This window comes from Halobacillus sp. BAB-2008, assembly GCF_000328325.1.
Taxonomy (GTDB): domain Bacteria; phylum Bacillota; class Bacilli; order Bacillales; family Halobacillaceae; genus Halobacillus.
The window spans coordinates 23117-36759 of record NZ_ANPF01000014.1; the positions used below are offsets into that span (position 1 = coordinate 23117).

General features: G+C 45.9%; 14 protein-coding genes and 1 tRNA gene. 11 read left to right on the top strand and 4 right to left on the bottom strand.

Going from position 1 to position 13643, the window contains the following annotated elements; all coding sequences use genetic code 11:
* Positions 1 to 11: 11 nt before the first annotated feature.
* The 11 genes from D479_RS04330 to D479_RS04380 all read left to right on the top strand — a co-directional run bounded on the left by D479_RS04330 (position 12) and on the right by D479_RS04380 (position 9304).
* Positions 12 to 87 (top strand) — tRNA-Arg (locus tag D479_RS04330).
* 281 nt (positions 88 to 368) lie between these two features.
* Entirely contained in the window at positions 369 to 593 is a 225-nt protein-coding gene (locus tag D479_RS04335; protein ID WP_008634094.1) for a hypothetical protein, read from the top strand.
* 33 nt (positions 594 to 626) lie between these two features.
* Positions 627 to 848, top strand: coding sequence for a glutaredoxin family protein (locus D479_RS04340; protein WP_008634095.1), 222 nt, complete (start codon positions 627 to 629; stop codon positions 846 to 848).
* Between the two features lie 152 nt (positions 849 to 1000).
* On the top strand, positions 1001 to 2029 hold the full coding sequence (locus D479_RS04345; protein ID WP_026578235.1) for a sugar-binding transcriptional regulator: 1029 nt from the start codon (positions 1001 to 1003) through the stop codon (positions 2027 to 2029).
* Between the two features lie 36 nt (positions 2030 to 2065).
* A complete protein-coding gene (gene gap, locus D479_RS04350; protein ID WP_008634098.1) occupies positions 2066 to 3073 on the top strand; it encodes a type I glyceraldehyde-3-phosphate dehydrogenase in 1008 nt (335 codons plus the stop codon).
* Positions 3074 to 3245: 172 nt separating this feature from the next.
* A complete protein-coding gene (locus D479_RS04355) occupies positions 3246 to 4427 on the top strand; it encodes a phosphoglycerate kinase (protein WP_008634099.1) in 1182 nt (393 codons plus the stop codon).
* A gap of 20 nt (positions 4428 to 4447) precedes the next feature.
* The gene (gene tpiA / locus D479_RS04360; protein WP_008634100.1) at positions 4448 to 5209 is read left to right on the top strand and encodes a triose-phosphate isomerase; all 762 of its coding nucleotides are present in this window, start codon (positions 4448 to 4450) and stop codon (positions 5207 to 5209) included.
* Positions 5202 to 6737 carry a 2,3-bisphosphoglycerate-independent phosphoglycerate mutase gene (gpmI, locus tag D479_RS04365; protein ID WP_008634101.1) on the top strand — a complete coding sequence of 512 codons (1536 nt, stop codon included), beginning with the start codon at positions 5202 to 5204 and terminating at the stop codon, positions 6735 to 6737. The genes tpiA and gpmI overlap by 8 nt, the downstream gene beginning before the upstream one ends.
* Before the next feature lie 18 nt (positions 6738 to 6755).
* Positions 6756 to 8042: a phosphopyruvate hydratase gene (eno, locus tag D479_RS04370; RefSeq protein ID WP_008634102.1), complete on the top strand. Its 1287-nt coding sequence runs from the start codon at positions 6756 to 6758 to the stop codon at positions 8040 to 8042.
* A gap of 90 nt (positions 8043 to 8132) precedes the next feature.
* Entirely contained in the window at positions 8133 to 8717 is a 585-nt protein-coding gene (locus D479_RS04375; protein ID WP_008634103.1) for a YdcF family protein, read from the top strand.
* An 8-nt stretch (positions 8718 to 8725) separates the two neighbouring features.
* Positions 8726 to 9304 carry a nitroreductase gene (locus D479_RS04380; protein WP_008634104.1) on the top strand — a complete coding sequence of 193 codons (579 nt, stop codon included), beginning with the start codon at positions 8726 to 8728 and terminating at the stop codon, positions 9302 to 9304.
* A 139-nt stretch (positions 9305 to 9443) separates the two neighbouring features.
* On the opposite strand, the gene ytzI is transcribed toward D479_RS04380, so the two are convergent.
* The 4 genes from ytzI to D479_RS04395 form a co-directional block, all read right to left on the bottom strand.
* Positions 9444 to 9608 (bottom strand): YtzI protein, encoded by a 165-nt coding sequence (gene ytzI, locus D479_RS20130; RefSeq protein WP_008634105.1) that lies wholly within the window; start codon positions 9606 to 9608, stop codon positions 9444 to 9446.
* Between the two features lie 89 nt (positions 9609 to 9697).
* Positions 9698 to 11413, bottom strand: a complete 1716-nt coding sequence (gene ptsP, locus D479_RS04385) for a phosphoenolpyruvate--protein phosphotransferase (protein WP_008634106.1) — start codon at positions 11411 to 11413, stop codon at positions 9698 to 9700.
* Positions 11414 to 11417: 4 nt separating this feature from the next.
* Positions 11418 to 11684 carry a phosphocarrier protein HPr gene (locus tag D479_RS04390; RefSeq protein WP_008634107.1) on the bottom strand — a complete coding sequence of 89 codons (267 nt, stop codon included), beginning with the start codon at positions 11682 to 11684 and terminating at the stop codon, positions 11418 to 11420.
* 55 nt (positions 11685 to 11739) lie between these two features.
* A complete protein-coding gene (locus D479_RS04395) occupies positions 11740 to 13635 on the bottom strand; it encodes a PTS fructose transporter subunit IIABC (RefSeq protein ID WP_008634108.1) in 1896 nt (631 codons plus the stop codon).
* Positions 13636 to 13643 lie beyond the last annotated feature (8 nt).

The following is a 13643-nucleotide window of genomic DNA, read 5'->3' on the forward strand; positions in this document are numbered from 1 at the left end:
ATGTCGCTAATGCGCCTGTAGCTCAGTTGGATAGAGCGGTAGATTCCGGTTCTACGTCAGTCGGGGGTTCGAATCCTCTCAGGCGCGCTGAAAATACATAATGTGATAAAAACCCCGATCATTCATTGAGAAGATCGGGGTTTTTATTTTGTGCGTATCTGTTATTATATAAATATAATGATTTTCGAAGGATGAACTGCGGTTACAAAGATGTTCTTTAGATTAAAGTTATACAAAATACGCACAAATACGATACGAACATTTATTTGGTTTTGCTATCGTAATGTAGTTCCTTAAAGGGTCGGAGTATGTTAGAATTTATATAATAGATGAGATACTTTTCGCTTTGGAATAGAAAAGGGGTATATATGACAAACCTAATCCGTTACAAAATGTTGTCGACTGAGGAAATATCTGAAGACAGACGGATCCACGTGTTCGACATGCAGCGTCAGCGGAAGCTGTCCTTCAATTATGAGTCGCTGAAACGTACACCCGAGAATTATGTAGGCGAAGAGTTAACGGACTTTCTGAAAAAGAGGAAAATGAAAATCGACAATGGTTTTTACGATAAGACCGGGCACGCTTCATAAGCGTGCCTTTTTTGTAAGGAAAGGGGTGTTCATATGAAGGAGGTAGTCTTGTACAGCAGGCCGGGTTGTAAATTGTGTGAAGAGGTAAAACAGTTGATCGAACTGTTCGATGCACATGTATTGGAAGTAAATATTGAGGATAATCCAGATCTATTGGAGAAATATATACTTGAAATACCGGTGGTCGATATCTCAGGCGAGACATTGGATTATAGAAGCATAGACTATTTCCAGTTGGAAAAGCGTTTACAATAAAAAACGTGTCGTATTCTGCTTGCGATTAGCCGGAGCGACTGTTAATATTAAACCTGTAATAAGATATTTTTTTGCTCCAAGCGGGACAGAATATGACTGGCTGGGACATAAATTATCCCGGTTGGTATTATTTCAAAGAAGGAGCTTTTTCCATGAGAGCGTTCATCGACTTACAGAAGAAATTATTCCCCGACGTTCTGGACGTTATGCAGCGGCGTTATCAGTTGTTGTACTACATTCAGATCATGCAGCCAGTCGGGCGGAGGGCGTTGGCGGAGAACATAGCACTCGCTGAGCGTACCGTTCGAAGTGAGGTTGATTTTCTTAATAAACAAGGCGCCGTCGAGATTACGTCCAGAGGTATGCATTTGACATATGAAGGGCAGAACATTCTTGAGCAGCTAGCCGAGTTTATTAAAGAGGTCACGGGAATAAAGGTTTTAGAACAGCAGCTTAAGGATAAATTAAACCTAGATTATGCTGTTGTTGTTCCTGGAGACAGCGATGAGCTCCCTTGGGTTAAACAAGAGATGGGAAAAGCGTGTACCGAATATTTGAAAAGGCATATTGTCCCGAATCAAGCAATCGCCATTACAGGTGGATCCACGATGGCCGCTGTCGCACAAATGATGCGTCCATACCGTGGAGCCGACCAGTGCCTGTATGTGCCTGCCCGCGGCGGTCTTGGGGAGAGAGTGGAGAATCAGGCCAATACGATCTGTGCTGAAATGGCCAAAAAAGCAAAAGGAGACTATCGTCTTCTTTATGTACCCGATCCACTTAGTGAAGAATCCTATATGACGATAAAAAAAGAGCCTTCCATTAAAGAAGTGCTTGAAATCATCCGCCATGCGGATATCGTCATCCACGGAGTAGGAGACGCCCTGACGATGGCTGAACGACGGAAAACATCCCGGGAACAGCTGGAGCTCATTAAAGAGAACCATGCTGTCGGGGAAGCTTTCGGATATTACTTCAATAGAAGTGGGGAAGTTGTTCATAAAGTCCGCACCGTCGGCCTTCAATTAGAAGATCTGAAGGATGCAGAGCACGTCATCGCTGTCGCAGGCGGCCGTTCCAAAGCCCAGGCGATCGCATCTTATTTCCAGCCCGGACAAAGTAATGTCCTCATCACGGATGAAGGGGCTGCACAAGAGTTAATAAGGGGTTTATCCCTTTAAATAAATGATTTTTTAATCATCAAGGAGGAATTTTGCATGACAGTAAGAATTGGTATTAACGGTTTTGGACGTATTGGACGTAACGTATTCCGCGCTGCGTTGAAAAACAACGACGTTGAGGTAGTTGCAGTAAACGACCTTACAGACGCTAACATGCTTGCACACCTTCTACAGTACGATACTGTACATGGTAAGTTGGATCAGGAAGTATCTACAAACGGTGACAACCTTATCGTTGGTGGTAAAGAAATTAAAGTACTTTCTGAAAAAGATCCTGCGCAACTTGGTTGGGGAGATCACGGTGTAGATATCGTAATTGAATCTACCGGCCGTTTCACTCAACGTGAAGATGCTAAGAAACACTTGGATGCAGGCGCGAAGAAAGTTATCATCTCTGCTCCAGCTAAAGGGGAAGACCTTACAGTCGTAATGGGAGTTAACGAAGACAAATACGACAAAGATTCTCACCATGTAATCTCTAACGCTTCTTGTACGACTAACTGCCTTGCTCCATATGCTAAGGTACTTGACGAGAAATTCGGTCTTAAACGCGGTATGATGACAACTGTTCACTCTTACACAAATGACCAGCAGATCCTTGACCTTCCACACAAGGATTACCGTCGTGCGCGTGCAGCAGCGGAAAACATCATTCCTACAACAACAGGTGCTGCTCAAGCAGTTGCTAAAGTTCTTCCACACCTTGATGGTAAACTTAGCGGTATGGCTATGCGTGTACCGACTGCGAACGTATCTATCGTAGACTTGGTTGCGGAGCTTGACAAAGACGTTACTGCTGAAGAAGTTAACGAAGCGCTTAAAGCAGAAGCAGAAGGCAAACTTAAAGGTATCCTTGGATACAGCGACGAGCCACTTGTATCTACTGACTACAATGGCAACACTCACTCTTCTGTAGTAGATGGTCTATCTACTCTTATCCTTGAAAACAACATGGTTAAAGTTGTATCTTGGTATGATAACGAAACTGGATACTCCAACCGTTGTGTAGACCTAGCTGTTTACCTTAAAAATCAAGGCCTGTAAGCCGAAAGCCTGATTTGAAAATACTATAAAAAAATGGAAAGGAGGGGGTCTCATGTCCTCCTCCTTTATCCATGTTTTATTGGTTCCCGTTCAGACGGCGTTTCCATATCAGGAAGATGTGGAAACGTACATAAGGGGACATCAAACACAACTCTAAGGAGGTTGTCATTCTATGAACAAGCAAACAATCCGCGACGTAGAAGTACAAGGGAAGACGGTTTTCTGCCGTGTGGACTTCAACGTACCTATGGCTGATGGAGAAGTGACAGATGACACTAGAATTAAAGCTGCCCTTCCTACCATCAAACACCTGACTGGCAACGGAGCGAAAGTCGTTCTTGCAAGTCACCTTGGACGTCCTAAGGGAGAAGTAGTAGAAGACCTGCGTCTTGATCCTGTTGCGAAGCGTCTAAGCGATCTGCTGGGGCAGACGGTTACGAAGACAGACGAAGTAGTAGGAGACGAAGTGAACAAAGCTGTGTCTGACATGGCAAACGGCGACATCGTCCTAATCGAAAACGTCCGTTTCCACCCTGGTGAAGAGAAGAATGACGCAGATTTGGCGAAAGCATTCGCAGATTTGGCTGACCTCTATGTGAATGATGCCTTCGGTGCAGCTCACCGTGCACATGCTTCTACAGCTGGTATTGCCGAGCATGTTCCTGCTGTAGCTGGCTTCTTGATGGAGAAAGAGATCAATGTACTCGGTAAAGCTCTATCAGATCCGGAGCGTCCGTTCACGGCAATTGTCGGCGGCGCGAAAGTTAAAGACAAAATTGGTGTGATCGATAATCTGCTAGACAAAGTCGATAATCTGATTATCGGTGGAGGACTTGCTTATACATTCGTGAAGTCTCTTGGCCACGAAATTGGTAAATCCCTGTTGGAAGAAGATAAAATCGATCTGGCGAAGGAATACATGAAGAAAGCAGAAGAAAAAGGCGTGAACTTCTATATGCCTGAAGATGTTGTCGTAGCCGACGACTTCTCTGATTCTGCCAATAAAAAAGAAGTTGCGATCGACAGCATTCCTGCTGATTGGGAAGCGCTTGATATCGGACCGAAAACGAGAGAGAAATACGCTAAAGTCATCAAGGATTCCAAACTTGTAATTTGGAACGGACCAATGGGCGTATTTGAAATTGAATCTTTCGCTAACGGTACGAAAGCTGTAGCCAACGCTCTTTCTGAAACGGAAGGATATACAGTCATTGGTGGAGGCGACTCTGCGGCGGCTGTCGAGAAATTCGGATTTGCAGACGCCATGGATCACGTATCCACAGGCGGCGGTGCTTCTCTTGAATTCATGGAAGGTAAAGAACTTCCAGGCGTCGCTCTATTGAACGATAAATAATAAAGGAGAGGTGAATCATTATGCGTAAACAAGTCATTGCAGGTAACTGGAAAATGAATAAGAATCACCGTGAAGCGGCTGATTTTGTTCAGACGACAAAAAATGAGGTTCCTTCTTCCGAGCAAGTGGAATCCATCGTTTGTGCTCCGTTCCCTTTTCTACAGAAACTGGTAGAAGAGACGGAAGGTACAAGCCTGAAAATCGGTGCACAGAATATGCACTTTGAAGAAAACGGAGCATTCACTGGGGAAGTTAGTCCGGTTATGCTGAAAGAACTTGGCGTGTCCCATGTCGTACTTGGTCACTCCGAGCGTCGCGAGATCTTCAAAGAAACAGACGAAGAAGTAAACAAGAAAGTCCATGCGGCATTCAAGCACGGTTTGACTCCAATCATCTGTGTAGGGGAATCCCTTGAACAGCGTGAAGCGGACCAGACAATGGACGTTGTTGAAACGCAAGTGAAGAAAGCGTTGGACGGTCTTACAAATGAACAGTGTGCAGAATCCATCATTGCTTACGAGCCTATCTGGGCGATCGGTACCGGTCGTACAGCTACTTCCGAGCAGGCAAATGAAGTATGCACATACATTCGTAAAGTTGTCAGCGAATTTGTTAACACAGAAGCTGCAGAAGCTGTACGTATCCAGTACGGTGGAAGCGTGAAGCCTGCTAACGTAGAGGAACTTCTATCCCAGTCTGATATCGACGGCGCACTTGTCGGCGGTGCCAGCTTAGAAGCGGATTCTTTCTTGAAATTAGTGGAGGCAGGTAAGCATGAGTAATCAAAACCTTGCTGCCTTGATCATCCTTGACGGCTTCGCTATCCGCGAGGAAGAGAAGGGGAATGCCGTCAAACAGGCGAACACACCAAATTTTGATCGGTACTGGAACAATTACCCCCACTCCCAGCTTACGGCTAGTGGAGAAGCGGTTGGGCTTCCGGAAGGTCAAATGGGTAACTCAGAAGTGGGTCACTTAAATATTGGTGCAGGCCGGGTGGTCTACCAAAGCTTGACAAGAATCAATCTTTCCATCCGTGAAGGAGATTTCTTTGAAAATGAAGTATTGCTGAACGCCGTTCGCCATGCAAAAGAAAACGGCAAAGCGCTTCACATTTTCGGTCTGCTTTCCGACGGTGGAATTCACAGTCATATCGATCATATGATTGCAACATTAAAGCTTGCTAAACAGGAAGGGCTGGAGAAAGTATTTATCCACGCATTCCTAGATGGTCGTGACGTAGGACAGCAGTCAGCGAAAACGTACATCAAGCAGGCACAGGAAGCGATGAAAGAAATTGGTATTGGTCAAATTGCGACGCTTTCCGGTCGTTATTTTGCGATGGACCGTGACAATCGCTGGGAACGTGTGAAGAAGGCTTATGACGCCATCGCTTATGGAGAAGGATCTAAGTATCAGGATCCAATTAAAGCGATGGATGATTCCTACGCAGAAAACGTGTACGATGAATTCGTTGAGCCGGTCGTTCTGACTGATGAAAACGGACAACCGCTCGGAACGGTAGAAGATGAAGAAAGTGTTGTATTCTTCAACTTCCGTCCTGACCGTGCGATCCAGCTTTCCAAGGCGTTCGCCAACGATGATTTCAGTGACTACGATCGTGGAGAAGAAGCTCCTAAGAATCTTCACTTCGTAGGAATGACTCAATACAGCGATCAAGTGAACAGTAAAGTTGCTTTTCCTCCGAACAATCTGAAGAATACGGTCGGAGAAGTACTTGCATCTAATGATATGAAGCAGCTGCGTATTGCGGAAACGGAGAAATACCCGCACGTAACGTTCTTCATGAGCGGTGGCCGCGAGCAGGAATTTGAAGGGGAAGAGCGCATCCTCATCGATTCTCCGAAAGTGGCGACATACGACCTTAAACCGGAAATGAGCGCCTACGAAGTAACGGATGCTCTACTGGGTGAATTGGATGCGGATAAGCATAATGCTATCATCCTCAACTTTGCCAACCCGGATATGGTTGGTCACTCCGGCATGCTTGAGCCGACAGTCAAAGCGATAGAAGCTGTCGATGAATGTCTAGGTAAAATCGTAGACAAAATCCTTGAAAAAGGCGGCCATGCGATCATCACGGCCGATCATGGTAATTCCGACGAGGTGACGACCTTGGACGGTGATGCGATGACGGCACACACGACGAACCCGGTTCCTGTAATCGTAACGAAAGAAGGCGTAGAACTTCGCGAAGGCGGAATTCTGGGCGATCTTTCACCGACGCTTCTTGAACTATTGGATGTCGAGCAACCAGAAGAAATGACAGGAAAATCATTAATCAAATAATTAAGGGAGAGAATTTATATGCCATACATTACTGACGTATATGCACGCGAAGTCCTTGACTCTCGTGGTAACCCAACTGTAGAAGTAGAAGTTTATACAGAATCCGGAGCTTTCGGTACAGCACTTGTACCAAGTGGAGCTTCAACTGGTGAATATGAAGCAGTTGAACTTCGTGACGGTGACAAAGAACGCTACCTTGGTAAAGGTGTTGAAAAAGCAGTTGCCAACGTAAATGAAACAATTGCTCCAAAACTTCTTGGAATGGACGTTACACAACAAGTCCTTATCGACCAAATGATGAGAGAACTTGATGGTACAGAAAACAAAGGAAACCTTGGTGCGAATGCAATTCTTGGTGTTTCCATGGCTGTTGCACACGCGGCTGCAGATGTTGTAGGTCTTCCACTTTACAAATATCTTGGAGGATTCACTGCTTCTACTCTTCCAACACCGATGATGAACATCCTAAACGGTGGAGAGCACGCGGATAACAACGTAGATATCCAAGAATTCATGATCATGCCTGTGGGCGCTCCTACTTTCAAAGAAGCTCTACGTATGGGTGCGGAAATTTTCCACTCCCTTAAGACAGTTCTTAAGAACAAAGGCTACAACACTGGTGTTGGTGACGAAGGCGGATTCGCTCCAAACCTTCAATCCAACGAAGAAGCACTATCTACTATTATTGAAGCAATTGAAGCAGCAGGCTACAAGCCGGATGCAGAAGTTAAGCTTGCTATGGACGTAGCATCTTCTGAAATCTATGAAGACGGCAAATATAACCTTAAAGGTGAAGGTGTCGTACGTACTTCTGAAGAAATGGTTGACTGGTACGAAGAGCTTGTTAACAAGTACCCGATCGTATCAATTGAAGACGGTCTTGATGAGAACGACTGGGAAGGTACGAAGCTTCTTACAGACCGTATCGGCGACCGCGTACAGCTTGTTGGTGACGACTTGTTCGTTACAAACACAGCTAAACTAAGCCGTGCGATTGAAGAAGGCGTTGGCAACTCTATCCTGATTAAAGTTAACCAAATTGGTACGCTTACAGAAACATTCGAAGCGATCGAAATGGCTAAACGTGCAGGTTACACAGCAGTCATCTCCCACCGCTCCGGTGAAACAGAAGACGCTACTATTGCTGACATCGCAGTTGCGACGAACGCTGGTCAAATTAAGACTGGTGCACCGTCCCGTACAGACCGTGTAGCTAAATACAACCAGCTTCTTCGTATTGAAGATCAGTTGCTTGGAACAGCTAACTATGCAGGTGAAAAAGCGTTCTACAACCTGAATAAATAATTTTTTCAAATTGAGCCTCTCTGATTATTCAGAGGGGCTTTTTTCTATGATATGATAGGAAAAGATTATCAGGAGTAGGAGAACGAATGTATGAAACGAGTAGCCAAATTCGTATGTTTAATTGTCTTTATATACAGTATTTATACCGCATATTCTGTGTGGACCTATGGAGAAGAGGAGCCTGTTCAAAAAGCAGATGCAGCCATCGTCCTCGGAGCCGCTCAATGGAATGGAAAACCAAGCCCTGTCTTTGAAGGAAGACTGAAACAGGGGATTGAACTGTATAAGGACGGGAAAGTGGACTACCTCGTCTTGACAGGTGGTAGAAGTGAAAACGCAGCTTCTTCGGAAGGGGAGACTGGTAAGGCCTATGCGATGGAGCATGGGGTCCCGGAAGAGCATATTCTTTATGAGGATCGTTCCATGGTGACGGAAGAGAATTTGACGAATGCAAAAGAGGTAGCCGAACAAAAAGGGATTCACACGTATATTCTCGTCAGTGATCAATTCCACCTCAAGCGTGCGGTAGGGATGGCGAAGAACCAGGGAATGAACGTACGAGGCGTCCCGACGAAATATAGTGCTTATGAGACGTTGGAAACGAAAGTACCCTTTTTCCTGAAGGAGTGGGGGTACTCGATGGGCCAGCAGGTAACGAAGATTTTAATTGTGTGAGGTGACTTATGGAGCTGGAAGATGCGATTCTCGGGCGAAGATCCGTTCATGAGTATAAACAGGAGTTGGTTCCCGAAGGAGTATTAGAGGGAATTTTCACAAAAGCTTCCTGGGCTCCCACCCACCATATGAAGGAGCCTTGGAATATTTATATGTACCAGGGGGCGGGGGTGAAAATGTATGCGGACAATGTGCTCCGCAGCTATGAGAGGCAGGGCTTCTTCTCGGGATACAAAGAAGACCGTCAAACAAAAGTGAGAGAAGGTATCCGTGATTTCTTATTGCGCATTCCTCATCATGCCCTTATTTATATGGAGAAGGACCCGGATAAGAGGAAATACGATGAAGATTATGCTGCGGTATGCGCCTATATCCAAAATGTTCAGCTTCTCGCCTGGGAATCTGGAGTGGGTGTTCTGTGGACGACGAATCCTTATTTGTACGATTCGGAGTTCGTCCGTGATATCGGATTGGATCCGCACATTCACCGTCTCGTGTCTGTGTTGCAGATGGGGTATCCGGCGAGAGTTCCTAAGCCGAAGCTGCGGACGGAGATAGGTAAGAAGTTGAGTATTATCGATCGATAATAAACAGAGTGAACCCGACGTGGGCATTATAAGCGACAAAGACCATGGTTAGAAGCGTTTTCGTTGCGTGGCAGGGTTTGGGGTTTGTAATAGGCAGAAAGATCATAGAAGGTCTCTAATAAAGAAAAAAAGCTGACGCTTAAGGGGCGTCAGCTTTTTTGTGTTTGTCTTCATGGAGATCCTCTGCGGGCAAAGGATCGACGGTGTGTTTATAGTCATAGCCTTTAGAGACAGCAAAACCAAACATAGCGGCTATCAGTAGTACAATACCGATGCACACGATTAAGAGAATCGTCAATGTCATGGAAACACATCTCTTTCGTCAGATTCGACGTACTGAGACTTGCATCAGCACACACTTATTGTCCCACAAAGCAATTAGTTATACCAGTTTTATTTCTGTGTCTTTTCTTTAATGAAATCAACGACTTCTTCTGCAGTACCCATAGAAAGAATCTGATCCTTGAAGGAAGCAAGCTCTTTCTTGGATAGATCTTTGATTTGTGTACGTGCAGGAAGAATGGATGTGGCGCTCATACTGAATTCGTCCAAGCCGAGTCCAAGCAGGATAGGGATAGCGATTTCGTCTCCCGCCATCTCTCCACACATGCCGGCCCATTTGCCTTCGGCGTGAGCAGCTTCAATCACGTTATTGATAAGGTTCAGGATGGCAGGGTTGTATGGTTGATACAAGTAGGATACTCGTTCGTTCATACGGTCAGCAGCCATCGTGTATTGAATAAGGTCATTTGTACCGATACTGAAGAAGTCGACTTCTTTAGCGAACTGACGAGCGATGACCGCCGTAGCAGGGATCTCAACCATCATACCGACTTCAATGTCATCCGATACTTCCTGACCTTCCTTCACCAAGTTGGCTTTCTCTTCTTCAAGAAGAGCTTTTGCCTGACGGAACTCGTCCAGCGTAGCAATCATTGGGAACATGATTTTAAGGTTCCCGTGAACGCTCGCACGAAGTAGTGCTCTCAGCTGCACACGGAAAATATCGTCGCGCTCAAGGCAGAGACGGATAGCACGATAGCCGAGGAACGGGTTCATTTCATGTGGAAGTTCCAAATAGTCCAATTCTTTGTCGCCGCCGATGTCAAGCGTCCGGACAACAACTGGTTTGTCTCCCATTTGCTTCAGAACGGAGGAATACGCATCGTATTGCTCTTCTTCTGTTGGAAGCTGGCTTTTGCCCATGTATAGGAATTCTGTACGATACAGACCGACACCTTCACCGCCGTTGTTCAAAACTCCTTCTACGTCTTCCGGAGTACCGATGTTGGCAACAAGCTCCACGTGCTCCCCTTCAGAAGTGATGGTCGGCTCATCTTTAAGCTTCGCCCATTCCTGTTTCTGCTTCTCGAAATCATCCTGCTTCTGTTTGTACGCTGCAATCTGCTCGTCAGAAGGATCGATGATGACATCTCCGCTGATACCGTCAACGATGATCATCGTATCTTTATCAGCCTGGGAAGTGATGTTCTTCGTACCTACGACCGCAGGGATTTCAAGCGAGCGGGCCATGATAGCGGAGTGGGATGTACGTCCTCCGATGTCTGTAGTAAACCCTTTAACGTACTGTTTGTTTAATTGAGCTGTATCAGAAGGAGTAAGATCATCGGCAACGATGACTACTTCTTCGTTGATCAATGCTGGATCCGGGAAGGTCACACCCAGAAGGTGGGCCATAACACGTTTTGTAACGTCGCGGATATCAGCAGCACGTTCGCGCATGTACTCGTTATCCATGCTTTCAAACATGTTGATAAACATATCCGCCGTTTCAGATAAGGCAAACTCAGCATTTACATTATCACTCTTGATTTTATCTTCTACAGGCTGGATCAACTCCGGATCACTAAGGACCAAAAGGTGAGCAGAAAAGATTTCTGCATGTTCGTCACCAAGTGATTTCTTCGTATGTTCCTTGATTTTCTCCAATTCTGATTTAGAAGTGTTCAAAGCCTCATGCAGGCGTTTTACTTCTTCTTCTGGTTGTTCAATATCGTTTTTCGTGAACGAAAGGTCTGGAGCTTCCAGACGATATACTTTCGCTATGGCGATGCCGCTGGAAGCTGCAATACCTTGAAGCTGTGTCATGCTGTTATTCCCCCAAGCCTTCATTCTTCATAGTGTTTTCTAAATGATCGATTGCTTCTTGTTCATCGTTGCCTTCTGCAGTAATCTTCACTTCTGCGCCGGCAGGGATGCCAAGGCTCATGATTCCCATGATGGATTTCAGGTTCACGGCCTTCTCTTTGTAATGTAAGTTGATATCAGACTCGTATTTACCAGCATTCTGAACAAGAACAGTGGCTGGACGAGCGTGTACACCGTCAGCAGATGTAATTTTAAAAGTTTTTTCTACCATGATAATTCCTCCTAAGAATTAGTGTTAATGATGAAAATACCCTAACTTTATCATTTTAAGCTTTTCTTAGGTCTTTTTTCAACAATCCTACAATAATTGCGCCAAGAATCGATCCGGCAATAATTGCCACCAGGTAAAGCAGAATTTGCGTTATTCCACCTGCCACCAACGGAGCTACAATAATTCCGCCGTGTGGTGCCTGTAGGTCGATGCCGAACAACATTGTCAACATTCCGGCGAGGGCGCTACCAGCCACCATGGACGGGATAACACGCGCCGGGTCCGCTGCTGCAAACGGAATCGCACCTTCGGTAATGAAGAATGCGCCGAGTGGATAGGCTGCTTTTCCAGTTTCGCGTTCTTCTTTCGTAAATTTATTTTTGAACAGCGTTGTGGCAAGAGCCATAGCCAGTGGTGGAACCATTCCACCTGCCATCGCTGCTGCGATGAACGTGTAGTTTCCAGCCTCAAGAGCTGCGATACCGAACGTGTAAGCCGCTTTGTTTACGGGACCACCCATATCTACAGCCATCATACCGCCGACAATTAACCCGAGAAGGGCAAGGTTGGAACCGCTCATGCTGTCAAGTAAATCAAAGAGCCATGTGTATACACTTGTTAGAGCAGGGTTGATGAGTAACATAATCATTCCTGTAAGGAAAATCGCAAAAAGAGGATATAGAAGAACCGTCTTCAATCCGTCCATAACAGCTGGCAGGCCTTCAAGCATTTTCTTCACAAGGAGTGTCAAATAACCGGCTAGGAAACCGGCGATTAATCCGCCTAAGAAACCAGAACCGTTTCCAGCACCTTCAACTGTTTGAGTAACGGCAATCAAACCACCGATCATACCTGGGGCGAAACCTGGTTTATCAGCAATACTGGATGCGATGAAACCGGCAAGGACAGGAACGAGCAGGAAGAATGCGTTTGCGCCGCCAATGATGTTCAGCATTTCTGCGAAGCGGTTGTATTCGCCGCTGGCCGGATCTGCGGAGTTAATTCCCCAGAAGAAAGAAATAGCGATCAGAATTCCGCCTCCGACAACAAATGGAAGCATGTTGGATACACCGTTCATCAGGTGCTTGTAGAATCCGGAACGTCCTTTAGCATCAGAGCCGCTGTCTTGCTTCTCGCCTCCGCCTTGATAGATCGGTGCGTCTTTATCTACTGCTTTCTGAATAAGTTCTTTCGCTTCGTGGATTGCTTTGGCAACAGGTACTTGAATGACCGGCTTGCCGGCGAATCCTGACATATCCACATTGACATCAGCTGCTACGATGATAGCGTCTGCTTCTTCAATATCTTCTGCTGTCAGACGGTTTTTTACACCGCTGGACCCGTTAGTCTGTACTTTGATCTGGACACCCATGTCTTTAGCTGTTGCTTTCAACTTATCAGCCGCCATGTACGTGTGAGCGATACCTGTTGGGCATGCAGTGACTGCAAGGACTTTACCGGATGCGCCGTCTCCTGTTTCTTCTTCGCCTTCTTCTTCCGCTTCTTTAGCGTTAATAGCAGCGAGAACGTCTTCATCCGTCTCTGCTGCTTCCAGCTTCTCGCGGAAATTCGTGTCCATCAAGAAGGAAGAAAGGCGGGACAGCGTTTCCAGGTGAGCGTTGTTTGCACCTTCAGAAGCCGCAATCATGAAGAACAAGTTTGTCGGCTGTCCGTCCAGTGACTCGTAATCCAATCCTTCTGTGGAACGTCCAAAAGCGATCGCTGGATTTTTTACAGCAGCTGTTTTGGCGTGAGGAATAGCAATTCCGTCACCGATTCCTGTTGTGCTTTGTTCTTCCCGAGCTTCGATGGCCTGTTTGAATGCAGCGCGGTCATTCAATTTTCCTGCGGTATCAAGCTTACCGACAAGTTCATCGATCGCTTCCGGCTTAGAAGCGGCAGACATGTTCAACAAAATGGTGTCTTTTGTCAAAAGATCTGTGATTTTCATATGGTTAC

Bases quoted from the DNA above. Each gene is read 5' to 3' on its own strand.
- D479_RS04355 (WP_008634099.1), top strand. From the start codon at position 3,246: ATGAACAAGCAAACAATCCGCGACGTAGAAGTACAAGGGAAGACGGTT.
- D479_RS04340 (WP_008634095.1), top strand. From the start codon at position 627: ATGAAGGAGGTAGTCTTGTACAGCAGGCCGGGTTGTAAATTGTGTGAA.
- D479_RS04395 (WP_008634108.1), bottom strand. From the start codon at position 13,635: ATGAAAATCACAGATCTTTTGACAAAAGACACCATTTTGTTGAACATG.
- gpmI (WP_008634101.1), top strand. From the start codon at position 5,202: ATGAGTAATCAAAACCTTGCTGCCTTGATCATCCTTGACGGCTTCGCT.
- eno (WP_008634102.1), top strand. From the start codon at position 6,756: ATGCCATACATTACTGACGTATATGCACGCGAAGTCCTTGACTCTCGT.
- D479_RS04390 (WP_008634107.1), bottom strand. From the start codon at position 11,684: ATGGTAGAAAAAACTTTTAAAATTACATCTGCTGACGGTGTACACGCT.
- tpiA (WP_008634100.1), top strand. From the start codon at position 4,448: ATGCGTAAACAAGTCATTGCAGGTAACTGGAAAATGAATAAGAATCAC.
- D479_RS04335 (WP_008634094.1), top strand. From the start codon at position 369: ATGACAAACCTAATCCGTTACAAAATGTTGTCGACTGAGGAAATATCT.
- ytzI (WP_008634105.1), bottom strand. From the start codon at position 9,608: ATGACATTGACGATTCTCTTAATCGTGTGCATCGGTATTGTACTACTG.
- D479_RS04380 (WP_008634104.1), top strand. From the start codon at position 8,726: ATGGAGCTGGAAGATGCGATTCTCGGGCGAAGATCCGTTCATGAGTAT.
- D479_RS04345 (WP_026578235.1), top strand. From the start codon at position 1,001: ATGAGAGCGTTCATCGACTTACAGAAGAAATTATTCCCCGACGTTCTG.
- D479_RS04375 (WP_008634103.1), top strand. From the start codon at position 8,133: ATGAAACGAGTAGCCAAATTCGTATGTTTAATTGTCTTTATATACAGT.
- gap (WP_008634098.1), top strand. From the start codon at position 2,066: ATGACAGTAAGAATTGGTATTAACGGTTTTGGACGTATTGGACGTAAC.
- ptsP (WP_008634106.1), bottom strand. From the start codon at position 11,413: ATGACACAGCTTCAAGGTATTGCAGCTTCCAGCGGCATCGCCATAGCG.